16 protein-coding genes are annotated in these 23,696 nt (G+C 64.6%); 5 read left to right on the forward strand and 11 right to left on the reverse strand.

The genetic code is table 11. The features are described 5' to 3' along the window. The first annotated feature begins 51 nt into the window (after nucleotides 1-51). Nucleotides 52-1,233, forward strand: a complete 1,182-nt coding sequence (locus RMP10_RS18990; RefSeq protein ID WP_310571679.1) for a hypothetical protein — start codon at nucleotides 52-54, stop codon at nucleotides 1,231-1,233. Nucleotides 1,234-1,436: 203 nt separating this feature from the next. Here RMP10_RS18990 and RMP10_RS18995 read toward each other — a convergent pair whose 3' ends face one another. Further along, entirely contained in the window at nucleotides 1,437-1,919 is a 483-nt protein-coding gene (locus RMP10_RS18995; protein WP_309669474.1) for a RidA family protein, read from the reverse strand. A 35-nt stretch (nucleotides 1,920-1,954) separates the two neighbouring features. Between RMP10_RS18995 and RMP10_RS19000 the strand changes: the two genes are divergently transcribed. Next, nucleotides 1,955-2,200, forward strand: coding sequence for an FmdB family zinc ribbon protein (locus RMP10_RS19000; protein ID WP_310571680.1), 246 nt, complete (start codon nucleotides 1,955-1,957; stop codon nucleotides 2,198-2,200). Nucleotides 2,201-2,258: 58 nt separating this feature from the next. Here RMP10_RS19000 and RMP10_RS19005 read toward each other — a convergent pair whose 3' ends face one another. From RMP10_RS19005 to RMP10_RS19015, 3 genes are all read right to left on the reverse strand, one after another. Continuing rightward, entirely contained in the window at nucleotides 2,259-4,178 is a 1,920-nt protein-coding gene (locus RMP10_RS19005) for an ankyrin repeat domain-containing protein (RefSeq protein ID WP_310571681.1), read from the reverse strand. Next, complete coding sequence (locus RMP10_RS19010; RefSeq protein ID WP_310571682.1) at nucleotides 4,171-5,559, reverse strand: DUF1552 domain-containing protein; 1,389 nt, start codon at nucleotides 5,557-5,559, stop codon at nucleotides 4,171-4,173. The genes RMP10_RS19005 and RMP10_RS19010 overlap by 8 nt, the downstream gene beginning before the upstream one ends. A 64-nt stretch (nucleotides 5,560-5,623) precedes the next feature. Then, complete coding sequence (locus tag RMP10_RS19015) at nucleotides 5,624-8,176, reverse strand: DUF1592 domain-containing protein (RefSeq protein WP_310571683.1); 2,553 nt, start codon at nucleotides 8,174-8,176, stop codon at nucleotides 5,624-5,626. Between the two features lie 232 nt (nucleotides 8,177-8,408). Between RMP10_RS19015 and RMP10_RS19020 the strand changes: the two genes are divergently transcribed. After that, on the forward strand, nucleotides 8,409-9,389 hold the full coding sequence (locus RMP10_RS19020) for an aldolase/citrate lyase family protein (protein ID WP_310571684.1): 981 nt from the start codon (nucleotides 8,409-8,411) through the stop codon (nucleotides 9,387-9,389). A 108-nt stretch (nucleotides 9,390-9,497) separates the two neighbouring features. Here the strand turns inward: RMP10_RS19020 and RMP10_RS19025 are convergent, their stop codons facing one another. From RMP10_RS19025 to RMP10_RS19035, 3 genes are all read right to left on the reverse strand, one after another. Then, nucleotides 9,498-10,856 (reverse strand): hypothetical protein, encoded by a 1,359-nt coding sequence (locus tag RMP10_RS19025; protein ID WP_310571685.1) that lies wholly within the window; start codon nucleotides 10,854-10,856, stop codon nucleotides 9,498-9,500. Nucleotides 10,857-10,870: 14 nt separating this feature from the next. Next, nucleotides 10,871-13,906 carry a SusC/RagA family TonB-linked outer membrane protein gene (locus tag RMP10_RS19030; RefSeq protein ID WP_310571686.1) on the reverse strand — a complete coding sequence of 1,012 codons (3,036 nt, stop codon included), beginning with the start codon at nucleotides 13,904-13,906 and terminating at the stop codon, nucleotides 10,871-10,873. A 587-nt stretch (nucleotides 13,907-14,493) separates the two neighbouring features. After that, a complete protein-coding gene (locus RMP10_RS19035) occupies nucleotides 14,494-14,970 on the reverse strand; it encodes a cytochrome c (RefSeq protein WP_310571687.1) in 477 nt (158 codons plus the stop codon). Between the two features lie 116 nt (nucleotides 14,971-15,086). On the opposite strand from RMP10_RS19035, the gene RMP10_RS19040 reads away from it, so the two are divergent. Then, the gene (locus RMP10_RS19040; RefSeq protein ID WP_310571689.1) at nucleotides 15,087-16,589 is read left to right on the forward strand and encodes an FAD-dependent oxidoreductase; all 1,503 of its coding nucleotides are present in this window, start codon (nucleotides 15,087-15,089) and stop codon (nucleotides 16,587-16,589) included. Beyond that, entirely contained in the window at nucleotides 16,589-16,945 is a 357-nt protein-coding gene (locus RMP10_RS19045) for a hypothetical protein (protein ID WP_310571690.1), read from the forward strand. The genes RMP10_RS19040 and RMP10_RS19045 overlap by 1 nt, the downstream gene beginning before the upstream one ends. Here the strand turns inward: RMP10_RS19045 and RMP10_RS19050 are convergent. From RMP10_RS19050 to RMP10_RS19065, 4 genes are all read right to left on the reverse strand, one after another. Continuing rightward, nucleotides 16,842-17,858 carry an MBL fold metallo-hydrolase gene (locus RMP10_RS19050; protein WP_310571691.1) on the reverse strand — a complete coding sequence of 339 codons (1,017 nt, stop codon included), beginning with the start codon at nucleotides 17,856-17,858 and terminating at the stop codon, nucleotides 16,842-16,844. The genes RMP10_RS19045 and RMP10_RS19050 overlap by 104 nt on opposite strands. Next, nucleotides 17,855-18,403, reverse strand: coding sequence for a PepSY domain-containing protein (locus tag RMP10_RS19055; RefSeq protein WP_310571692.1), 549 nt, complete (start codon nucleotides 18,401-18,403; stop codon nucleotides 17,855-17,857). The genes RMP10_RS19050 and RMP10_RS19055 overlap by 4 nt, the downstream gene beginning before the upstream one ends. Then, nucleotides 18,400-21,735: a PDZ domain-containing protein gene (locus RMP10_RS19060; RefSeq protein WP_310571693.1), complete on the reverse strand. Its 3,336-nt coding sequence runs from the start codon at nucleotides 21,733-21,735 to the stop codon at nucleotides 18,400-18,402. The genes RMP10_RS19055 and RMP10_RS19060 overlap by 4 nt, the downstream gene beginning before the upstream one ends. Before the next feature lie 117 nt (nucleotides 21,736-21,852). Then, nucleotides 21,853-23,670, reverse strand: coding sequence for an alkaline phosphatase family protein (locus RMP10_RS19065; protein WP_310571694.1), 1,818 nt, complete (start codon nucleotides 23,668-23,670; stop codon nucleotides 21,853-21,855). Nucleotides 23,671-23,696 lie beyond the last annotated feature (26 nt).

Below are 23,696 nucleotides of genomic sequence, written 5' to 3' on the forward strand. Positions count from 1 at the left end.
ACCATCCCGCCCCGGAATCCACACGGGGTATTACCCCTGATGGAGACGCTGATGACGAGGAAGCGCAATACGCTGCGCTGGACGGCCCTGATACTGACCATCGGAGCCCTGGGTGTCGCGCAAGCGTCGCTCCGCGCCACTGACCGGCAGATGGTCCAGGCCCCGCGGTTCGAGGTCGATCCCGTGTGGCCCAAGCCCATGCCGAACCACTGGATTCTGGGCTCGGTGATCGGCATGGGTATCGATAGCCGTGACCACGTGTTCATCATCCACCGCGGTGACTCCACGCTGAATCAGCGCACGGAAGCGGGACTGAACGCCAAGCCACCCATCGGTGAATGCTGCGCGTCGGCCCCGCCGATCCTCGAGTTCGACCCCGACGGCAATCTAGTGAAGGGCTGGGGCGGACCGGGCGAGGGCTACGTGTGGCCCGGCTCCAACCACGGCGTGGCCGTGGACGACAAGGACAACATCTGGATCGGCGGCAACGGCCCCACCGACTCGCACATCCTCAAGTTCTCGCACGAGGGCAAGTTCCTGCAGCAGATCGGCACGCCCGGTCAGGGATCGGCCAGCAACGACAGCACGCACTTCGGTCGCGTGGCCAAGATCACCTTCGACACCAAGGCCGGCGAGGCCTACGTGGCCGACGGCTACGGCAACAAACGCGTGGCCGTGCTCGACATGAACAGCGGAAAGCTCAAGCGTTTCTGGGGCGCCTACGGCAACAAGCCTGACGACGCGCGCCTGCCACCGTACGATCCGTCGGCGCCGCTGGTGCAGCAGTTCCGCAATCCGGTGCACTGCGCCGAGCCGACGAATGATGGGCTGGTGTATGTCTGCGACCGTCCCAACGATCGCATCCAGGTGTTTCAGAAGAACGGCAAGTTCGTGAAGGAAGTGCGTGTCGTGCCGGCCACGCGCGGCGACGGCTCGGTGTGGGACATCGCCTTCTCGAAGGACCCGGCCCAGAAGTATCTGTATCTCGCCGACGGCAAGAACGAGCGGGTGTACGTGATGGATCGTCAGTCGCTGGAAATCCTCACGAGCTTCGGCGACGGCGGCCGTCAGCCCGGGCAGTTCTTCGCCGTGCACAGCATCGCGACCGACTCCAAGGGCAATCTCTACACGACCGAAACGTACGAGGGCAAGCGCCTGCAGAAGTTCCGCTACAAGGGTATCGGACCGGTCAAGCGCGGCAACCAAGGCGTGGTCTGGCCGACGGGGAAGTAGCCGCGGGTATCGCCGCCGCTCAAACAGAAAGGCCAGCGCAGGGTTTGCGCTGGCCTTTTCGTTTCCTCCAAAACAAACAACCAAAACAACTCGACCGCGGATTAGCGCCGAAACGGCGCGGATTCGCTCGTGCCAATCCGCGTTCGATCGGTGGCAATCCGCGGTCGAGTTGTTTTGGTTTTGAAAAGCGGTGCGACCTGAACTCAGGGGATCACGCCCGCGCACTCGATCTCGACCTTGGCACCGGTCGACACGAGCGCGGCCACGACCACCGTGGAGCGGGCTGGCGGCGCGACCGGGAAGAATTCACGATACACCGAATTCATGCCGCCGAAATCCTTCACGTCGGTGAGGAACACGGTACACTTCGTAGCGTTGGCGAGTGTGGTGCCGGCAGCTTCGAACACCTTCTTGGTGTTCTCCAGCGCCAGGCGCGTTTGCCCCTGAATCGTGGTGTCGGGCGCCGTGCGGCTCATACCCAGCTGGCCCGACGCGAACAGCATATTGCCCACGCGGATGCCCGGGGTGAGCGTAGGAGACGCACTCTGTCCTGCCGGAATCACCTGCTGCCGGACAGCGGCCGGTTGTGATGCAGCAGCTTGCGCCAGCGCCGAACCGGCGAGCAGCGTAGTAGAAAGCGACGCCGCGATGGCGGCCGTGGAAGCGAAAACGAACGAACGATGCATCAGCAATCCTCCAGGTAAGCGGGAGCGGGAATCATATGCCTATGTTCGACTTTGTGTGCACAGCCTGTCAACAGCATTTCGAAGCGTTGGTGCGCGGTAGTACGCCGCCCGCCTGCCCGGCCTGTGGCAGCACCGCCCTCGAAAAGCAGATGGCCCTGCCCTCGATCAAGACCTCGTCCACGCACGGTCAGGCCATGCACGCCGCCAAGCGACGGGACGCCGCGCAGGGCAAGGATCGCATGCACGAGCAACGTAAATACGAACTGAGCCACGACGACTGAAGGCACGTGGGCCCGGTCGGCGTGGCTCAGCGGCAGATCGAGTCCGCGTGCTAGCGAACTAGCAGGACTTGCACTTATTGCTGTTCTTCGCGCCCATCTTGACCAGCAGCTCCACGGTCTCGAGGAAGGGCGGAATGCGCTGCACCGGACCATTCGCCATGTCGACGGTGGTCTGGCCACGACGGCTGATCGCCATGATGTCCCCGCCTTTGCTGGCGAGATACGTGATCAGAGCGTTGTCGCCGCGAGCCGCCGCATGGTGGACGACGTTGTAACCATTATGGTCGCGCATGTTCACGTCGACCTTGAGCTCCTCGATCAGATACTTGGCCGACGCCATCCACGCGTCCGGCGCATGCCGATGCGAGTTCGCTGCGAAGCCTTCACCGTAGCCCACGCCGGTGGCCGCGTGAATCGGATAAACGCCGGGGCCGCCATCGGGAATCGGCGCCAGCCCCGACGGATCCTTGCCGCCGGCCGCCGCGTCATCGCCGCCTGAATCGTCGCCGGGCAACCGGCCCGTCGGCTTGATCGTCGGGATCGTGATATCGGCACCGTACTTCACGAGCAACTTCATGGCTGGCACATCGGTGCCGTACGCCGCACGCCAGAACGCCGTGGCGCCCACGGTGTTCACGCCCAGCAGATCGAAGTTGTACGACATGAACCACAGGTGCTTCTTGAGGCGCACGTTCACGTCGGCGCCGGCCTTCAGGAAGGACTCCATCAGGTCGAGGTACGACGTGGTCTGCTGCAACTGCGCGGTGGGCTGCGGATAGAGGGACTTGGCCGCCCACTGCACGTTGATCGTCGCGTACAGCGGCGTCGCCCCGGCGTCGCTCTGTAGCTTCACGTCGGCGCCCTTCTCGAGCAGCATCTTGGCCATGTCGAAGCGGCCGTTGATCGTCGCCATGAGCAGCGGGCTGGTATGATCGCCCTCGCTCACGTGATTGATCTTGGCACCAGCCTCGAGCAACCGCGCCACGCACTCGTCACTGCCATCACGCACCGCGAACAGCAGCGCGGTGAGACCGCCCTTATTGCCGATCAAGTCGCCGTAGGTCGGGCCACGATTGTTGAAGCCCGTCTGCGGCGGCGGCGTGGTGGCGGAGTCGCGCTTGACTGGCGCAGCGGCCGCCGGGCTCTTCTTGGCGGAATCCTTCGTGTCCGGCGCCTTCGTGTCCGGCGCCTTCGCGTCGGCCACCGGAGCCGGCGCCGCGACGGCGACCGCAACACGCGGTGTGGCCGGCGCACCCGACGCACCAGGACCAGCCGCCGCCACCGTCGGCGCCGCATCCGCCGCCTTCATGGCCGCCACACGACGACCACGCTGCACCAACATCGCGCGCTCGGCCTTTTCCTTGGCCGAGATGTCTTCAATCTTCGACGCCAGCTCGAGGTTCGCGCCGCGCTTGATCAGCATGTCGAGTGCGGCCAGACGATTGGCCGATGCCGCCCACATGAGCGGCGTCTGCCCCCACGCACCTTCACGGATATCCACCGGCGCGCCCTTGTCGAGCAGCGCCGCTACCGTGGCCGGATCGCCATTCGACGCGGCGAAATGCAGCGCGGAGACGGCACCGGTGGTCGTCACGGAATTGACGTCGGCGCCAGCCGCCAGCAACGCCCTCACGGCGGCTGAGCGTCCGTGGCGCGCCGCCAAGTGCAACGGCGTATAGTTGCCGTTGCGCGTGACCGCATCCACGCGCGCGCCGGCATACATCAACATTTGCGCGCCGCCGGCATCACCACGCTGCGCCGCCCAATGCAACGCCGTCATGCCATCCGGCTGCGCCGCGTTCACATCGAGTCCCTGCTTGATCAGCTGCCGCACGCGCGAGCTGTCGCCGCGCATGACGGCATCCGCCACCGGCGACTCGTCAGTCGGCATACGCGCCGCGCCCAACGCCAGCGAGGCACCGAGCACCGACGCGATCACCGCCAGGCGGTAGCCGTTCCGCGCTCCGGACTTAGGCATAGGAGTTCAGGTTGAGGGCACCCGTGGCGTCACCGAACTTCGTCTGATCGTTCAGGCCGAGCGTGTGCATCATGCTGAGCATTGCATTCGCCATCGGCGTGCCATCCGGCGCCTTGATGTGCAGGTTGCCGGCCAGCTGCCCTTCGGCCTTGCCCAACAGGATGAGCGGGCAGCGGCGATGGTTGTGCAAGTTCGAGTCACCCATCGGCGAGCCGTAGATGATCATCGTCTTGTCGAGCATGTTGCCGTCGCTTTCCTGGATGTTCTTCAGCTTGTCCAGGAAGTACGGCAGCATCGAGACGTGGTACTTGTTGATCATGTTGAAGTCCTTCACGCCGCGCTCGGTCCCGCCATGGTGCGAGGCCGGGTGGAACGGCTTGTCCGTGCCGCTCTCCGGGTATGTCCGGCTGGAGCCGTCGCGACCCATCTTGAACGAGAACACGCGCGTGATATCGGCCGCGAACGCCAGCGCCTGAATGTCGAACATCAGCTTGACATGCTCGGCGAACGAATCGGGCACGCCGGCCGGGGCTTCCGGCAACTCGCGCGGATCGCCGCTCTGATTACGCGCTTCCACGCGCTGAATGCGGCGCTCGACTTCGCGGATGTCCTCGAGATACTTGTCGAGACGGTGACGGTCGTCGGGACCGAGGTTCACCTTGAGCGACGACATCTCCCTCGACACGAAGTCGAGAATACTGCGACGCGTCCGACGGCGTTCGGCCCGCTCGGAACTGGTTCCACCCACACCGAACAGCTTCTCGAACGCCACGCGCGGATCGCGAATGACAGGCAGCGGCTCAGTCGGTGACGACCAGCTGATGGAGTCGGTGTACACGCAGGCATAGCCGTACGCGCACCCGCCCGCCTGGTCGACGTTCTCGATGCACAGCTGCATGGAAGGAATCGGCGTCTCCTGCCCGAAGCGCTTCGCATAGAGCTGATCGAGCGACGTACCGACCTTCACATCCGAGCCTTCCGTCTGCTTGGCGTGTGCCTGCGTGAGGTACGTGGCGCTGGAACGGAAGTGGTCGCCGCCGATTTCGTTCGGCGACGAGGGTTCCGCTTCACGGACGTCGGTGTTGCTGATGATCGTGAGGTAGTCGCGATACTGCTCGAGCGACGACATCGCCGTGGGTGCAAGGTCGAACTGCTTGCCGGCCGCCGCAGGCGACCAGAGGTTGAGCTTCGAGCCGAGTTCGTTGCAGCCAGCCGCGCCGTGTACCATCTCGATGGCCACCAGGCGAGGCGCCTTGTTGGCCAGGATGCGCGAGCCACGTCCGGTCGGGATCATCGCATCGAGATACGGTAGCGCGATCGTGGCACTGAGGTTCTGCAGGAACTGCCGGCGGGGCATCGCCTTGCCGCTGAGAAAATACATGGTGTGGCGTCTCCGGTATCGTGAACGGGGGTGCTAATCGTTTGCGAATGAGTTCTACGAATGATCAGCGAACGCCGGGCGCCGAAACGCCTTTCGTTCCCGAGTCAGCCTGCTCCATCACTTTCTTCAGTCGGAACGCGTCGCTCTTCACGACACCGACAATGAAGTCCTGCATGCGGTAGTTGTTCGCCTTCACCTGCGCTTCGATCTTCCGCACGGCGGGATGATCGTAGTACTCCACGCGACGGCCCAAGGCATACGCCATCAGGTTCTGCGTGAAGTTGCGTACCAACGGCGTGGGCCGCTTCAGCAGCGCCTTCTGGAGTTCGATCGCATTGGTGATCTTCGTGCCATCGTAGAAGTCGCCACGGGTGTCGAGCGGCGTGCCATTCTCACGGATGCGCCACTGTCCGTTCACATCGAAGTTGTCCATGGCCAGGCCGATGGGATCGATGAACACGTGACACGACCGGCAACTCGGATTGGCGCGGTGCTCTTCCATGCGCTCGCGCGTGGTCAGCATTCGGCCTTCCTTGCTGTCACCCGTCTTCTCGAGATCGGGCACATTGGGCGGCGGGGCGGGAGGCGGAGTGCCCATGAGCACTTCCATCACCCACTTGCCACGCAACACCGGCGACGTGCGGTTCGCATGCGACGTCAGCGTGAGTACGCTGCCATGCCCGAAGATGCCGACGCGGCCGGAGTTGGCCGGGTACTCGACACGACGGAAATCAGTGCCGACCACGCCGGGGATCCCGTAATGCTTCGCGAGATCCTCGTTCACGTACGTCCAGTTGGCCGTGTACAGATCGAGGAAGCTGCGATTCTCCCGCACGAGATGATCGAAGAACATCTCGGTTTCCTGCACCATATCGTTTGCCAGCTGTTCGCGGAAATCGGGATACTGCAGTGCATCAGGATGCACCTTCTCGATGTCCGACAGCCGCAGCCATTGCGCCGCGAAGCGCGTGGACAACGCGCTGCTGCGCTTGTCGGCCAGCAATCGCTTCGTCTGCGCGATCAGCACGGTCGTGTCGGTCAGGAGACCGCGACGGCCCAGCGACACAAGCTGCGAGTCGGGCGGAGCGCCCCACACGAAGAACGAAAGACGTGAGGCGAGATCGACGCCATTCACTGCCACGCGCGAGCCCGGCTTCGACGCCGCCGGCATCTCTTCGACGCGGAAGATGAAGTGCGGGCTCGCCAGCAACGCTTCGACGGCCGTGCGGATACCGAGTTCAAAGCCGCCGTCCTTGGCACCGGCGTCATAGAACGTGAGTAGTCCCTTCAGATCGTTCGTCGCCAGCGGGCGACGATACGCCTGCGCACCCAACCGCGTCATGATCTTCTCGGCGCACGGCCGCGCCTCTGACGGCGTGAGCGGCCGGCAGCTGAAGATGCGACGACGGCTAGGCGTATCCGACACGCCGGTCGGATTGAACGGGCCCGTGACGGCAAACATCTGCACGTGCGACTGCGTGGTGATGCCGGCCTGCGAGCCAATCTGCGTGTCGGCGATGCTGTGACCGATCGGCGCGATGTTGTCGTTCACCGGACCTTCGAAGGTGCGGATGAACGCGGCCGTGATGCGCTGCGGACCAGCACGCACCGAGATCGGCTTGGTGCGGATCTCCATGCCGTTCGGATCGGCCTGCGACATGCCGCGATCGACATCGAGCACCGCCATCCGCTCGCCATTCACCGAGATTTCGATCTTCTCGTCGAACGGCGCCGCGGAACCGAACAGCTGGCCCGTGGGAATCGCGTGCAGCGTGATCGTGAACACGTACTCGCCATCGGCCGGGAACGCGTGCGTGACCGAGGTGCCGCCGCGCGTGCCGGCCGGTGCGCCTTCCACCGGATCAATCTGCGACGCCAAGCGGGCGATCTTGTAGCTCGACGTGGACACACTCGCCTTTGGGTCGCCCACCGCGAGGCGGCTGATCTCGCTGGCCGCATCGAGGTACGAATCGAGGAGCGTGGCCGACGGCATCTGCACGTCGGCGATGTTGTCGAAGTTGGCGCTCTTGGTATCGAGCGGCAGCCACGATTCGGCCTTGATGTCCACGCCGAGGAGATCCTTCACGGACCGCTCGTACTCGGCGCGATTCAAGCGCTGGAAGGTGCGCGTGCCGGGGTTCGGATTGAGCGCGTAGCGCGCGTCCATCATCCGTTCGAGTGTGCCGGCGAGCACATCGAGCGTGTCACCACCCGGCTTGGGACGACCCGGCGGCGGCATCATGCCGGCGCGCAGTTTACCGATCATCTTTTCGGCCAGCTCGGGGCTGCCGTTGATGTTCGCCATGTCGAAGCCCTGCAGCGACAGGTTACCCTGTTTGCGCTGCTCGCTATGACAGCCGGCGCAGGTCTTCTTGACCACCTCGGTCAACGCACTCGGCGCGATCGCGGTCGGCGCGGGCGAGAGCACCGGATGCCCCAGACCACGCCGCGTCGGCGCGGCGGGTCGCACGGGAGGATCGGATAGCGAGGCGTCGAACGAAGCAGACGAGGCGAGCGGCGATGTCAGCGTCGAAGTCGCAGCCGGATCAGGTCGATCAATGATCGCGACGGCGAGGAGCGACAAGCCACCAACCGAAGCGGCAACCAAGGATTTCATCCTCGGAACTCCGGGCTCAGGCGGGAACGGGCAGGATACGACCACGTGCGTGAATACTGAGTAACGCGCGCGCAGTGGAAAGTGCTGAGATATCGAGGAAAGCTATCGCGTTTTTAGCGGAAGTGCGCTTGTGGGGTACCGATTCTCAACACTCTTGCCCCGAATCTCGTTGGGGGGCATATACGCGGTACCCGGGGGCATCCCTGCCCCTTTCCCACCTGGAGGACTCTCCGTGCGCCCCTGCTGGATGCTGTCGGCCGCTGCTGTGGCCGTCTCTCTGAGCGCTGTCTCCCCCCTGCACGCTCAGACGCGCCTGAATCCCGTGATCGACCTGATTGCCAAGAAGCAGCCAGTGTTCGGTCTGTATGGCCCCGCCAACCGCCGCGCCCGTCCCGGCCAGCCGGCGATATCTCCCGACTCGATGAAGTCGCCGGCGCAGCTTGCCGCCGAAGCGCTCGGCTATAAGAAGAACGACTACATCTTTGACGGCAGCATGGAAGGCGACTTCGATGCCGCCCTGCCGCAGTTCGCCGCCTTCTCGAAGGGCATGGTTGCGCAAGGCTCGCTGCAGAAGGGGAAGTCGCCGCGTTTCACGCACCCGATCTACGTCAAGACGCACGATATCTCGCCCGATCCTGCCCTCGCCGCCAAGCGCATCGGGCAGCAGCTCAACCTTGGCGTGGCGGGCGTGGTGTTCGTCGATGTGGACAGTGCGGAAGAGCTCGAGCAGGGACTGGCCGCGATGCGCTTCAAGAGCAACGGCGGCACCCGCTCCGACGACGTGGGCGACGCGCCCGCCATGTGGGGCATGACGCCGGCCGAGTACAAGGCGAAGGCCGACCTGTGGCCGATGAACCCCAAGGGTGAGCTGTACAACTTCACAATCGTGGAGAGCAAGGCGGGATTGGCGAAGATTCGTGAGATCGCCGCGGTGAAGGGCGTGGGCGTGCTGTTCCCCGGCGCCGGTACACTGCGTGGCGTATTCAGTACCACAGATGCGGCCGGCAAGCGCACGTTCGACGAGAAGGCGTGGGAAGCCGCGATTCAGTCGGTGCTGGCGGCGTGCAAGGAGTTCAACGTGCCGTGTGGTTACCCGGCCGGCGCCGCCGACATCGAGATGCGCATGAAGCAGGGGTTCAGCGTGTTTGTGATCGGCTGGGGCGAGCCGGGCTTCAAGGCGGTTGAGATCGGACGCGGCGTGGCGGGCCGGTAAGGAAATTCACGAACGCTGTGCGCCGTTCGCTGAACCATGTCGCATACGAAGAAGGCCGCCGATGCAGTTCGCATCGGCGGCCTTCTTCACGACTCCAACCGGCAACCGCTACGGGTTGCGGTCGAGGCAACCGGTGAACTTCGGGTTGTTCCGCTCGATGAACGGAACAATCAGCGTCACGTCGGTGCCATAGTTGCTACCCGGGCGATAGCGCATAGCGCCCGTCGGGAACACCGTCGCGGCCGTCCGGCTGTACTGCCGGATGAGCCGACGCATATCGCCTAGGCGATGACCGGTCAGGTACAGCCAGTAGGCGCGCTCCTTGAAGAGCATGTCCACGGCCGCAGCCTGCGTGGTGGGCGATGCCGGCAGCGGAGCGATCGCCGTGCTGAGGCCAGTGGCCCGCAGCGCGTTCAGCTGTGCGAACACGGCGTCACGATCGCCCTGCGTGGCACCCTGCAAGCGGGCTTCGGCTTCGATGAGACGCGCTTCGATACCGTCGGCCAGCGTAAACGGCGCCGACTGCGACGTGTACTTGAGCTGACGCGGCAGGTTCGTGCTCGTGCCGTCGAATCCGAGGTTGGCCGTGGCCACCCAAGGCACACGCGGATCAACCGGCGTGACGAGGTAGTCGATACCGTTGGTGCCTTCGTTCGTGGTCACCGTGTAGCGAGTGCCGGCATTGTACATCGCCGTCCAGAGACCGTTGGTCTGACGACCAGTCGCGATCGAGTGGTTGAGCACGTACTTGTAGCTCGTGGCCACACCGCTCACCGCCGCGGCCGCCGCGGCGAACTGCCCTTGGTCGAGCAGCACACGCGCCTTGCCGATCGAGGCCAGGCTGCGATAGTTGGTGCCGGTCGCATTGATGAGCGCCGTATCCATCGACGCGAGAGCGCGGGTGTAGATCTGCGCCGTCGTAAGCGGATCGCCGTACTCGAAGTCACCGCTCGCCGACACCTTGCTGAACGGCACGCCCGAGCAGTAGCCCTCACCGAACGCCGTCTCGGTGAAGCCGCGAATCGCGTACATCTCGCTGAGTGAGTCCTTCACGACCGCGGTTGTCGGCTTCACCACGATCCACTTCTCGATGGCCGACGCGAGACTCGTGCGTGCCAGTTGCAGTTGGACGTAGGGCGTTTGCACGGCACCACCGAGAACTTCACTCGAGTTGCGTCCGTCCGTGTTGTACCGGTCGGCAAAGGTGTCCGTGGTGTTGAGCTCATCGCCGAGGTTGCCAGAGACGACAACGAACCCGTCCTGGGTACCCGAGTACGATACGATAAAGTCCTGCATGGCGCCGTTGCGCAGCGTGGTCACACCAAGACTGCCACCAATGGCGGCCTCGGCGATCACGTCAGGCGTGGGAACCGAGAGAAGGTCCGAGCTGCACCCGGTTACCGCGAACACGGCGGCCATGGCGCCCACTGGACGGATCACCCGGCGTGCGGAATTGAAGAATCGCATGGATGTGGGTCGTCTCAGAAGGAGAAGTTCATGCGCAACGTCATGATGCGCAGCGGTGGCGTGGAGAAGTATTCCTCGTTACCACGGGCGTCGTTGTTGGACTGCGCGGCTTCGGGATCGACGCCGGTGTAGTCCGTGATCACGCCCAGGTTTCGGCCGGTGAGCACGACGCTCCAGCGCGAGGCACGAACGGCGTTGGCCCACTTCGTCGGCATTTCATACGAGGCCGAGAGTTCACGGAAGCGCGTGAATGAGCCGTTCTCGAACATGCCCGTGTACACCGCCTGCGACGTAGCCAAGGCGTTGGCCTGTTCCTGCAGCGAGGCGCTCTTGTCGTAACGGCCGCGGCAGGTCACGCCGTTCATGCACTGGTGACGCAGGGTGTTGTTGAACTTCCGGAAGCCCCACTTGCTGTCCACCTGACCCGAGATCCTGAGCTTCTTCTTGAACAGCTCGAGCGTCGGGGAGAACGCGACTTCACGCGTCGGGAACGTGTTGCCCTGGTAGACCGCGGTGTCACTGAACGTCAGTTCGCTCAATGCCTTGTTCGAATTGAAGGTGATGATGCCATCCCCATTCTTGTCGTCAAAGCTGATGTTCTTGTCCCACAAGCCGAACAACGGGAAGCCCGGACGGTTCTGCTGCGTGTTGCGATTGCCGGAAGCAATCGAGCTGACGCCTTGGCCCAGCTTGGTCATGCGATTCTTGTTCGTCGACCCAGTGAACGCGAACGAGAGCGCAGCCGCTTCGCGGTCGATGATACGCTGGTTCCACGTGAACTCGACACCCTGGTTCTTGATGTTGCCGATGTTCACGAACTGTGTGGTCAGACCCGACAGCGACGGGGCAATTTGGCGCTGAATGAGGGCATCCGTCGTGCTCTTGTTGTACGACGTGACTTCGACGTTCGTGCGGCCGGAGAACATGGCCAGATCGAAGCCGAACTCCGTCTCGGCCGAGTACTCCGGCTTGAGGTTGACGTTACCGAGCGATCCAAGTGACGCCGCCGGGGCATCGCCACTGGCCGTGGTGAGCGGTCCCGGCGAGTAGAAGCGCACGGCGTCGGTGGCACCCGGGATCTGGCCGGACGCGCCGTACGTGCCGCGCAAGCGCAGCGAGTTCACGAAATCGGGGAGATTCAGGAACGTCTCGTCGGAGATGAGCCACGAGGCACCGAGCTTCGGGTAGTACACGGCACGCGTGTTGGCACCGAAGGCACTGGCGGCGTCGCGACGCATGCCACCCGTGATGAACAGGCGATCGCGCAGGGCGATCTGTTGCTCCACGTAGTAGCCGAGCGTTCGACGCTCGTTATACGTCTGCGTGCTGGAGCGCGTGGCGGCCGACGACACCGTGACGCCGCCCGGCGGCAGGCCGATACCGGTACCAGCCGTGGCACCCACCGCGTTGCGGATGTACTGCATACCGATGCTCGTGGTCGACTTCATCCAATCGGTCAGCTGGAACGTGCCGGTGGCGCCGTAGTCCGCCGTCTGCTGGTTGATGTCCACGCGCTGGCTCGTGATGTTACCTTGGCGGACCGTCGCCGTATTCGGACCTTCACCGACCTTCGCGATGAAGAAGTCGTTGCGGTCGGTGTAGTCGGAACCAATGGCGGCACGCGTGGAGAGCCACGTGGTGGGCGTCCACTGGGCGGACACGCTGTTGATGAAGCGATTGAGTCCCTGCTTCGTCGTCTGCGACAACACGTCGCCCAGCATGAAGGCACGATAGCCACGGAGCGAATCGCCCTGCGCATCGACCAGGTCGGCGCGCCACGGGCCGCCGAGCGCGAGCACCATGAGACCGTTGCCGTTGTCTTCGTTCTGCGGCAGGCGCAGTTCGCTGTTCACGTAGCCGGACGACGCCTGCACGAAGAGTCCCTTGCGGAGCTCAGCGTTCACGTTGGCGCGGAAGCTGTTACGCGCGAGTGCATTAGGACGCACGATGTCCGACGGTAGCTCGGTTACGCCGCGACGCGCCTTGAGACGGGCAATTTCGTTGTCGGGCAGCTTGTAGATGCCCGTTTCGCCTTCGGTCTGACCGGAGACGAAGAACTGCACCTTATCGTTGCCGCCCGACGCCTGCAGGTTGTACTGACGACGGCTGCCGGTGCTGAGCGGGGTGAGGTTCGGATCGTTCAGGATGTTGCCATGCGAGAGCGAATCCACGGCCGTACAGGTGCCGAGCGAAACGGCCGTGAGCAAGCAAGGCACGGCCCGGCTCGGCGAGGCGGCGGTGCGGCCCCAGAGCTGCCACAGGTCGGGATAGCTGGCCGTGTTGTCGATCTTGCCGTTCTCGACACTCAGGCTGTAGTTCGTCTTGCCCGACTTACCGCGCTTGGTCGTGATCACGACCACGCCGTTCGCCGCTTCAGTGCCGTACAGCGTGGCGGCCGACGGGCCCTTCACGATCTCGATGGTCTCGATTTCGGACGGGTTGATGTCGTCGAGACGCGACGGACCCGAACCACCAACGCCCAGGGCGTTGTTCGTGGTCGACGTGGCGCGCACACCGTCGATAACGACGATGGGGTCATTCGACAGCGAGAACGAGTTCTGGCCGCGGATACGGATACGCGAGCCGGTACCGGTGGCGCCGGTCTGTACGACCTGCACGCTGGAGGTACGACCCGAGAGCAAGCTGCCCATGTTGGACACGGGGAGCTCGGCGATCTTCTCGGCCACGTTGATCTGCGCCGTGGCGTTCGCCAGTTCGACCTTACGCTGCTGGCCGGTCACCGTGGTGACGACGGCGGCGAGCGAGAACGCGGCCTGCTTGATCTGGACATCGGCGACCACCGGCGTAGCGCCGACGGTGACCGTGATCTTCTGGGCTTCGTAGCCGATGCGATTCACATCGAGCGTGACCGCACCAGTCGTCGTGACGCGAAGCGTGTACCGGCCGTTGTCGGCGGTGAGCGTTCCGTTCTGCGTGCCGGACACCAGCACGCGGACCTGCGAGACCGGGTTCCCGGTGGCGGCGTCGGTGACGCGTCCAGAGATAGTTCCGCCAGCAGCCTGCGCTTCTACGCGCGGAGCCGCAAGCAAGGAGGCGCCGACAAGCCCGGCAAACAGGGCAAGACGGGCGCATACAGCGGCCAGTGGGCGGCGATAAACGGAATGATGTGGCGAGCCGTTTCGCTCGCCACGATCAGTCGCGACGGGTCCGAACAATCGCATCTCGTGACTCCCTCAGAGAGCTGGATCACTCAACGGCCACCCAGTGTGGCCGAACATGGCAATAGCCAACATCCATCGCTCGCCTGACGGCGGGCAATCGGGTTGGCCATGCCACTACGGTGCACGGGCGTGTGAAGGCCCGATAGGCGCGAAGGGAACGGAAGGACGCTGCGGAACTCGCGCGTCGCTCCCGGGTGCGTGACATGCACGCGGTGGGAACTTCGAGGGAAAGGGGCTGCTAACCGGAACAACAGTCCGAACCGAGAATCCGTCACCGAGGGCTGCTAAATTGACCGCGGCGAAATGGGACTGGTATAGGACTGATACAGTCGGACCGCGAGAGGGTACGGCACGGTGCACCGGCTGTCAATATCGAACGCCATTACGCGTGCGCTGAATACAACAATAGCATGCCCGTCGACGGACGACACGTCCGCCGACGGGGACGACGGGAATTACGGTACCAACGGTGATGGCGGCGGCGGTGCCGGCAGGTCGAACTTCAACGTGGACATCGTCGCCGAATCGGCCACCAACGGCGTTTCGCCCGCGGGCAGGCCATTGAGCTTGAGGATATACGTGACAGACGTCAGGTACTGCTCCGGCGTCAGCGTACCGGGCGCATCGTCGGGCATGGTCGTGCGAATCTGCTCATACAGCTCGAACAACGAACGGCCAACCCACTTCGTCTTGAAGTCGGCGCTGGTGACATCTTTCGATTCGTGGCAGCCCGAGCAGGTGGCAGTCCACACCTTCGCCCCCTCGACCGCCTGGGCTTCGGTATACAACTTCGCGCTGTCGACCACGAACATCGCGGCGCGCAGTGGGGATACGGCAAGCGGGCGCTGGGCGGACATCCGGCTGCCGCCGAATACGCTGGCGGCGACCACCGTCGCGAGAAACGCGCTGGGAAGATAGTTGCTGATCGTCATGGCCGATCAACGTGCGTCGCGGGCAGAACGCTGACAAGATGTGACCTGCGCGGCATCTCGTGATCCTTTCGTGAAAGTCGATTGCGATTGTGCGGGCTCGTGGACATTTTCGCCCCATGACGCTTACCCCACATGACCCTGAACGTTTGGATCCGGCTGAGGATCCCACCGAAGATTCGGCGCCTGAGCCCTCCGCCCTCCCCCGTCGCGACTTTCTCCGAATCGCCGGTGTCGGCGCCGGTGCCTTGCTCGCCTCCGGCTGCGCCTCGGCCGGCGCCTTCGCGTCGGCCGCCCCCGTGCGTGGCATCGAGCGCGGCCGTGCCAAAGACGGCGGGGTCGGGCATGTCGTCGTGATCGGTGCCGGCGCCTGGGGCGGCTGGACGGCGTATCATCTTCGTGAGCGTGGCGCCCGCGTCACCCTCATTGACGCCTATGGTCCCGGCAACTCGCGCTCCACGAGCGGCGACGAGACGCGCGGCATTCGCTCGTCGTACGGTGATCGCGCCACCGGTGAACTCTGGACCCCGTGGGCGCGCGCGGCGATCGAGCGCTGGCGGCTTTTCGAAAAGGAATGGGCACCGGTGTTCCGGACGTCGTACTTCCACCAGACCGGCGACGTGATCATGCGCGCCACCGCTGAGCCATTCATCACGAAGACGCTCGAACTCTGGAAGGCGAACAACGTGAAGCACGAGGTGCTCAACGGCGCCGAACTGCGCAAACGGTATCCTGTCATCAAGGCCGATGACATCACCATCGCGATCACAGAGCCCGATGCCGGCGTCGTGCGCTGCCGCGCCGCCACGCAGGCCGTGGCCGCCGTTGGCCAAAAGATGGGCGTGAAGCTCGTCATCAGCCGGGTACGTCCCGGCCCCATCGTGAACGGTGCGATGGATGGCGTGATCCTGGAAGACGGCACGACCGTACGCGGCGACTCGTATGTGTTCGCCTGCGGTCCGTGGCTGCGCAAACTCTTCCCCTACATGGAGAACAGGATGCGCGTGCCGATCGGCGTCGCCTGTTACTTCGGCGTACCGGTCGGTGATTCGCGCTTCACCTTCCCCAATCTGCCCAGCTTCAACTTTCCCGGCGTCACCGGCTGGCCCGTATTGCCGGTCGACTCACGCGGCTTCCGCGTACGCGGAGCGATCGCACCGCCGGCCCCGCCCGCCGGCACACCGGCACCAGCTCCCGCGGCTCCGGCCACTCCCGCAGCGGGCACCGCGACCCGGCCGGCCGTGGGACCCGCCGCCGGCGCACCCGTGGCGGCCGATCCGCTCCAGCAGGACCCCGACACGAGCAGCCGCTGGGCCAGTCAGGATCGCGTCGACGGATCCCGTCGCTTTCTCGCCGCGCGCTTTCCGCTCTTGGCCAACGCGCCGCTGCTCGAGACTCGCGCCTGTCATTACGAATCGAGTGTGAACGGCAACTTCATCATCGATCACGTACCCGGCACATCGAACGCCTGGATCGCCGGCGTCGGTCAGGCCGAGGGATTCAAGTTTGGTCCGGTCGTTGGCGAGTACGTCGCGCAGCGCGTACTGGGCATCACTGGTGACCCGAAGCTCGTGGCGGCGTTCAAGCTGCCCACCGAGGAATACGAGAAGCCGCCCGGTTGATGCGACGCGTCGCCCTCTTCGCGTTCGCGGCGCTCTTCTTCGCCTACGAACAGTGGTCGTTCTACATGTGGATGCAGCTGCACGGCACGGTATCGGCCGGGCTTGCGCACGCGTGGGCCACCCTTCGGCAAGATCCCATGGTGTTCATGGCCTGGAACGACATGGGCGTATTCACCGCGATCGTGCTGGTCTGGCTGGCGCGCGATCTGCGCGCCCGCGGCCGCGCCATCTGGTGGTGGCCGGCCACGCTCATCATGGGATGTCCACCGCTGCTGGTGTATCTGGCCACCGGTAGCGACGCGTCTCCCCGTGGCGCAGTACCCGGAACCGATCCGGCGGTAACCCGCGCGCCGTGAGCGCCGCCGCGAGATCTCGCGGCGGCTGATCGAGGGGTTCGTCGGTGAGCGCAAAGGTGCCCCAGTGCACACCGACGGCTTCCTGCGCATTCACATCGAGCATCACCTGCACCGCTTCCTCGGGGTTCACGTGTTGTGTGCGCATGAACCACCGCGGCTCGTAGGCCCCGATCGCGATCGCGGCGGCGTCGAAGTGGCCGAAGCGCTCCCCGATCTCGCGCGGTTCGTTCGAGTAGCCGAGGTCACCAGAGTACCAGAAGCGGAAGTCGGGGTGTACGAAGGCCCAACTGCCCCACAGTGACTTATTGCGATCGAGCATGTTCCGATTCGACCAATGCTGCACCGCCAAGAAATGCAGTTCGAGATCGCGCGTGCGGCCGGGCCAGCGCACGACCTCATCCCACGCGCAGCCGATCACGCGGGCTCCATTCGCCGCCCGCGGCAGGTTCGCGGCAAACCACGGTTCCGTACCCCGCGGCACGATGAACGCCGGAGGCCCACCGGTTTGCACCGACACGTCGCGCATCGAGCGCCGATCGAGATGATCGTAGTGGTTGTGCGACAACACCACCGCATCGATGCGCGGTAACTGGTCGGCGCGCAAACCGGGCGGCTGATGGCGCTTGGGGCCGGCGAACCGCACCGGTGAGGCCCGCGAACTGAACACGGGATCGACGAGCAGGTTCACGCCGTCGATCTGCAGCAACAGCGACGAGTGGCCAATCCATGTCAGCGCCGGCTCGGTGCGATTCGCGTGAATGAATTCGAGGTCCGGCGCCACGCCGACGATGGGATGGGCCGGCGGACGCGGAAGTCGGTCACGCGCCCGCTGTACCATCCACGTCCCAGCGCCGGCACCATCCACATCGATGCCGGAGCGATTGGAGTACGGCGGTCCGACGGGCGTGCTCACTCCGCCAACGGTCCCACGGACGACGCCACCACGCGCCGCTTGTTGGCGCGTGCGCGGAACGGCAGGATGAATAGATACATCCCCGTGATCCACAGCCCGAGCACGATCACGGCAGCGGGAAAGAACACCCACAGCTTCATGAGCGGATGAAAGAACGACCCATCGTGAATCGTCTCGATCAGATCCGACCGCCGATACGCCGACTGCAACAGCGCGCCGGTGGCGAGCTCCATCTGGATCTCCCAGTTGGTGATCGTCGCGACCTTCACGATGCCCTTACCCGGGCGCACATCGAGTCGATCGATGTCCGCCCAGCTCGCCACCTTCGCCTCGGGCACCGACTGCGCGGTGGCGAGAATCTGCTCCATCGTGACCGTCGGCACGCGCACTGACGTTTTCTGCTCGGGTGGCTGTACCCAGGCGATCTGCTTCTTGAGCTGCAAGAGCAGCCCGGTGCAGAGCACGATGAAGAACGGCAGCGCGACGGCGATAGAGCCCCAGCGGTGCAGCTTCCGATTCCAGATGCGCGGATTGAGTGTCGTCACGGCTTCCGTTTACCCCACACGGGGGGCAAAGGCTCCTTCGTGGCGCGATCATTCTTCCACGTGGACAACAGTCGCATCGCTTCCTGCACGGCCCGCTCCAACTGCGGATCGCGACCGGCGATGACCTCCTTCGGGAAATTCTCGACGTCGATATCCGGCGCCACGCCTTCGTTCTCGACCGCGAACGTGTCGTCACGCGAGAAAAAGCCAAAACGCGGCGCGATCATCGAGCCGCCGTCCACGAAGTTGGGCGTGTCGGTCGTGGCCACCAGTCCACCCCACGTGCGCGCGCCAACCAGCGGGCCAAGCTTGCGACGCTTGAACATGTACGGCATCAGATCGCCGCCGGAGCCCGCCATTTCGTTGATGATCATCACCTTCGGTCCCCAGATCCCGTTGGCGGGACTGGTGAACGGATAGCGCTCGCCTACGGGGTTGTTGAAATAGCCGTCGTAGTCACGTCCGAGCAGATCCACGATATAGTCGGCCGCCGAGCCACCGCCATTGTATCGCTCGTCCACCACCACGCCTAAGCGGTCCTGCTGCGCGAAGTAGTAGCGATTAAAGCTGGTGTATCCCGGCTGACCGGTGTTCGGCAAATACACATACGCCAGCTTGCCACCCGACAGCGAATCCACCTTGCGCCGGTTGGACTCCACCCAGGCCCGGGTGCGAAGGCCCTGCTCGTTGGCAATCGGCATCACGGTCACGCTGCGCGCGCCCTGCATATCAGGCCGCGAATTCACCGTCAGCACCGTCTGTCGGTTGGCGGTGCCGTCGAGCAAGCGGAACAGGTTGTCCGGCGCGCGCAACTCTACGCCATTGATGGCGAGCACGTAGTCGGCGGTGCTCACGTTCACGCCCGGCACCGCGAGCGGCGCCCGCAGCTCTGGGTTCCAGCTCTCCGCATCGTAGATGCGTGACAAACGGTACCGACCGTTCTCGATTGTGAAGTCGGCGCCCAGCAGGCCGCCGGTGTTGGCCGGCACGTCAGGGATGTCGCCACCGCGCACATACGAATGCCCGATCGCGATCTCGGCGCCCATGTTGTCGATCAGATAGTTCAGATCGGCGCGGTGATTCACGTGCGCCAGCAGCGGCTCATACATCTGCTTCACCGCCGGCCAGTCGGCGCCATGCGCGTTCTTCACGTACAGATTGTTGCGCTGATTCCGCCAGCCTTCATTGAAGATCTGCCGAAACTCTTCGCGCGGATCGATGTACGCGCGCAGCGTCGCCGTGAGCCGACCCGTACCCGCCGTCGGCACGGCGCGGTCGGCGTCCACCAGATACAGTCCGCCCTGCGCACCACCGGTGCGATACAGCAGCTTGCGGCCATCGGCGCTCACCACGTACTGCGCCACGCCCGTCACGAACGGCGCGGCACGACGCGTGGACAGCTGGAAGCGATGCAGCGTGTTGCCGCCGCCCGGCGCGCCGGCGCCACCGGTGCCGGTCACAGGCACCGGCTCGAGGAAAAACACCGTACCAGTCGGGCCGGCGCGCAGGTCGCCGTAGTCGCGCTCAGTCACGCCCTGCACCGCGATGATACGCTGCTGAATGCCGTCGAAATCAATGCGTACCGTGCGCGGCGCGGGGGCGGCCGCTGGCCGCGTGCTGTCGGCGCGTGTCGGCGCCCCAACCGATGCGGCCGCGCTGTCGCCCCGCGTGCGCGCCGCTTCTTCATCGCTCTCCGGCATCAACGGCGACGCGTCAGCCTTGCTCAGCACCGTGAGATACAGCGAGCGCGTTTCCGGTCGGTCGTACTTCGACATATCCAGCAGCGAAGAGTTCAACGCGAAGTTCGTCGACGCCAGGAACCACAGATACTTGCCGCCGGCGTCCCACGCCGGTGCCGTGGCGTCGGCAAGGCCGTCGGTGATCTGCTTCACCGTACCCGTCTCCGCGTCATACACGAAAATCGCGCGGAATAGCGACTTAAGCCGCTTCGGATACGCCATGTAGCGCGAATCCGGGCTCCACACCGGCACGATTGAACGGTCCGCCATAAAGTATGGATCGGTGTCGGCCACCTTGGCCTGCCCGCTCGCCACATCCACCAGCCAGATGCGGAAGTGGGTATCCTGGAACGTGATGCTGCGACCATTCGGCGACCAGCTCGGCGAGTACGGACGGCTCGGCTCGGGCAGCGTGATCTCGCGACGCGCGCCCAGTCCATCCTGCGGCGCGATCACAAGCTTGTACTCACCGCTGGCATCACTGAAGAACGCGAGCGATTTGCCGTCGGGCGACCAGGTCGGCGCGATCTCGGCCGAGCCGCTCGTGTTGGTCATGTTGCGCACATCGCCCTTCTCAGCGGGGATCGTGAAGATCTCGCCGCGCGCTTCCACGGCGGCCCGCTTGCCGGTAGCCGACAGCGCCAGGCTGGTGATGCGCGACGACACATCCTTCCACGACGCCATCATCCAGGGGAAGTCGCCGGTGGCGGTGATGTTCACCACGTGCTCGCGACCGGTCGTGGCATCGAGCTCATGGACATAGCCGGCCTGCTCGAACACGACCGTGCCCGCCGACGCATCGAGTGACTTCACGTCGAAGTCGCGGAACTTGGTGACCTGCGCCAACTGTTTCGACTTCGTGTCGTACGAGAACACGTTCGACACACCGTCACGATCCGACAGAAAGTACACGGCGTCGTTCACCCACACCGGGTCCATTTCCTTCGAGTTCGTGAACGGCGTCGAGTCGAGCGCGAAGCTCTTGAGGTCGAGAATCCAGATCGGTTTGTTCTGCCCACCGCGATAATTGCGGCGCTCTTCATCCCACGAACTCGGCATGCGGTACGCCACGCGATTGCCGTCGCCTGAGAGCTTGCCCTGATAGGCGCGCGGCATCGGCATCGCCGTCTCGACGCCGCCGGTCACTGGCACCGTCCAGAATCGCTGCGCCGCCGAGGGCGCCCACGACGCGCGCGGGCTCGCGAACATCACGGACTTTCCATCGGGCGTCCATCCCTGCACCATGTCGGCCGACGGATGCCACGTGAGGCGCTTGGGCTGACCACCACCCACCGGTACCGTGTAGACGTCGGTGTTGCCGGCGTATTCGGCACTGAAGGCGATCAGCGTGCCGTCGGGGGAGAGCTTGGGGTTCTGCGTCTGCCCCTGAAAGCTCGTGAGACGTCGCGCCGCGCCGCCAGCGCGCTCGACCACCCAGATGTTGTTGGCGTAGGCGAACGCGATGTGCTGCGCGCTCACACTTGGCGTGCGCAGCAGCCGGGTAAAAGACTGCGCCGAGGCGGAAGCCGCTGAAACGGAAAGGAGGGCAAGCGCGGGAAGCGCTGCGCGTGAGCGGGCGATCAATCGTGACATAGGGACGCCAGAGGGGGCCGCGAGATCGGGAGGGAACACACCGAGCACATCGTTGAAATCTTACTCGGCGGATGGACGTGAAGTTGGGCCTGCTGCCCTCGATTCACACGTTCGAACTCAGTAGATCGCGACTGCCCCGCGGGCGTCCGTACGCACAATCAGCGACGCCACCATCTTCGACGCGGCGCCGCGCGTTTCCACGCCCGGATCGGGAACGCGGTCGATCACCACGCGCACCACGAAGGCCGATGACGGCTCGAGCGGCGCCAGCTTCAATCGCGAGGCGCTCATCGCGAAGGCTCGTCCGTCGCGCGAGGCAGTCCATTGTGCCAACGCCCAGTAACTGTTCGACACGGCGGTCCCACCGTTCGCCCCGCGATCCTGCCTCCGGAGGTCGACCAGCACGCGCGCGGCGGCGCCCGCCCAGCGACGGTCCGCATCGGACAGCGAGAGTACGAATAGCGGCTCGGTATCAGGGAGTGCCGACAATGCGGCCGGCGTCTCGTCCCCGTGAAAGCTGCTCCAGCGATCGGCCCGCAGCATTGAGGTGGTCGAGAGCCGCAGCGATGACGCGTGCGTGGCAGGATCGTGAAGATCGTCAAACCCGCCGAACTGGTGCCGCACCGACGACGTCACGTCGTCGTGCGTATCGACGAAGTTCGTCATGATCACGCCCAGCGAATTCGTGGCACTCAACGCACCGTGCGTCCCGCCCAGCGGTCGCATGCGGTTCGCCACCGAGACCGCCCCGAGTCCCACCCGCATCTTGTCGTCGAGCGAAACGAGAATCGGTGCCGGATTCAGCGTGATCGCGGTATGCCCTCGCACAATGCGAGGCGGCGCAACCGGAAATAGTTCGCCAGACGTATAGCGAAGCCACGTCGCAGTCGACGCGAAGCCATCAGGAGACACGTCCCGATCGTGCTGCATGCGCGCAAGCACCGACGCATAGTGCAGCGGGTCGCCGCGTAGTGCGTGATATCGAAACACGGCGGAATCGCCGCGACCACGCGTTGTAACTTCGGCCAATGCACTGTCGGATCGCACGAAATAGCGCGTGTCGCTCTCGCGCCACGACACCACCGCCACACCGTCGAGGGCGGCGAGCAACGACGCCACGCGCGCGACCGAATCGGGATGCGCGAAGACGCCGAAGCCGGTCGTCACGCCATCGACGCTGAATGCCACGTCGGTGGGATCGCGCAGCGACCGGAACGTATGAAAGCCCTGCTGCTCCAGCGCCTCGACCACGGGTAGAAAGCCGGCCGAGCTGGCGCGGTTGTGCCCGTGGTCGGACAGGATCAGGATTTCGAGATCGCGACCGGTGCGCGTGCGGTAGGTGCGCTGCAACTCCGCCAGCTTCCGATCGAGATGCGCCAGATACTTGTCCAGCGCTCCGCGCGTGTGCTGCAGCGCGTCAGGACCGACGTTGTAGGCGTAGACGGTGGGGCGACCGCCGCGTTTCAGAAACTCCTTTACGTCGGCATCGACCTCGTTGCGCGCCACCTGATTCGACATCAGATACGCTCCGAGGTGATGCAACTTCGTCCCGAATGCGAAATCCATTCGGCGCTCGTACTCGATGGGCTTGATCGCGTCGAACAATTCGCCCACTACCGCATTCTGCCGCGCACTGTAGAAGATCCGCTGGTATCCCGGCGGCGGCTGCACACCCATGATGTCGTGCCACGAGACGTCGCTGATGGACGGGAAGGTCGAAATCAACCGACTGGGCTCTCGGAAGCCGGCAAACAGTCCCCGGGCCCGCGCGTCCACGATATCCCGGTAATCCACCCCGTCGAGGGCAAGGACGAGTCTGTTGGCCACCGGTGGCTCGAGCGGCGGCGCCCGACGCCAGGGAACACAGGCGAGGGCCAGCGGGAACAAAAGCAGGTGGAAGACGCTCGTCTTGATGAGCCGGGTGGCGCTATGCATGCTTCACATGCTACCCTGACGGCAGG

It is taken from the genome of Gemmatimonas sp. (genome assembly GCF_031426495.1).
Classification (GTDB): Bacteria; Gemmatimonadota; Gemmatimonadetes; order Gemmatimonadales; family Gemmatimonadaceae; genus Gemmatimonas.

Bases quoted from the DNA above. Each gene is read 5' to 3' on its own strand.
- RMP10_RS18990 (WP_310571679.1), top strand. From the start codon at position 52: ATGACGAGGAAGCGCAATACGCTGCGCTGGACGGCCCTGATACTGACC.
- RMP10_RS18995 (WP_309669474.1), bottom strand. From the start codon at position 1,919: ATGCATCGTTCGTTCGTTTTCGCTTCCACGGCCGCCATCGCGGCGTCG.
- RMP10_RS19000 (WP_310571680.1), top strand. From the start codon at position 1,955: ATGCCTATGTTCGACTTTGTGTGCACAGCCTGTCAACAGCATTTCGAA.
- RMP10_RS19005 (WP_310571681.1), bottom strand. From the start codon at position 4,178: ATGCCTAAGTCCGGAGCGCGGAACGGCTACCGCCTGGCGGTGATCGCG.
- RMP10_RS19010 (WP_310571682.1), bottom strand. From the start codon at position 5,559: ATGTATTTTCTCAGCGGCAAGGCGATGCCCCGCCGGCAGTTCCTGCAG.
- RMP10_RS19015 (WP_310571683.1), bottom strand. From the start codon at position 8,176: ATGAAATCCTTGGTTGCCGCTTCGGTTGGTGGCTTGTCGCTCCTCGCC.
- RMP10_RS19025 (WP_310571685.1), bottom strand. From the start codon at position 10,856: ATGCGATTCTTCAATTCCGCACGCCGGGTGATCCGTCCAGTGGGCGCC.
- RMP10_RS19035 (WP_310571687.1), bottom strand. From the start codon at position 14,970: ATGACGATCAGCAACTATCTTCCCAGCGCGTTTCTCGCGACGGTGGTC.
- RMP10_RS19040 (WP_310571689.1), top strand. From the start codon at position 15,087: ATGACGCTTACCCCACATGACCCTGAACGTTTGGATCCGGCTGAGGAT.
- RMP10_RS19045 (WP_310571690.1), top strand. From the start codon at position 16,589: ATGCGACGCGTCGCCCTCTTCGCGTTCGCGGCGCTCTTCTTCGCCTAC.
- RMP10_RS19060 (WP_310571693.1), bottom strand. From the start codon at position 21,735: ATGTCACGATTGATCGCCCGCTCACGCGCAGCGCTTCCCGCGCTTGCC.
- RMP10_RS19065 (WP_310571694.1), bottom strand. From the start codon at position 23,670: ATGCATAGCGCCACCCGGCTCATCAAGACGAGCGTCTTCCACCTGCTT.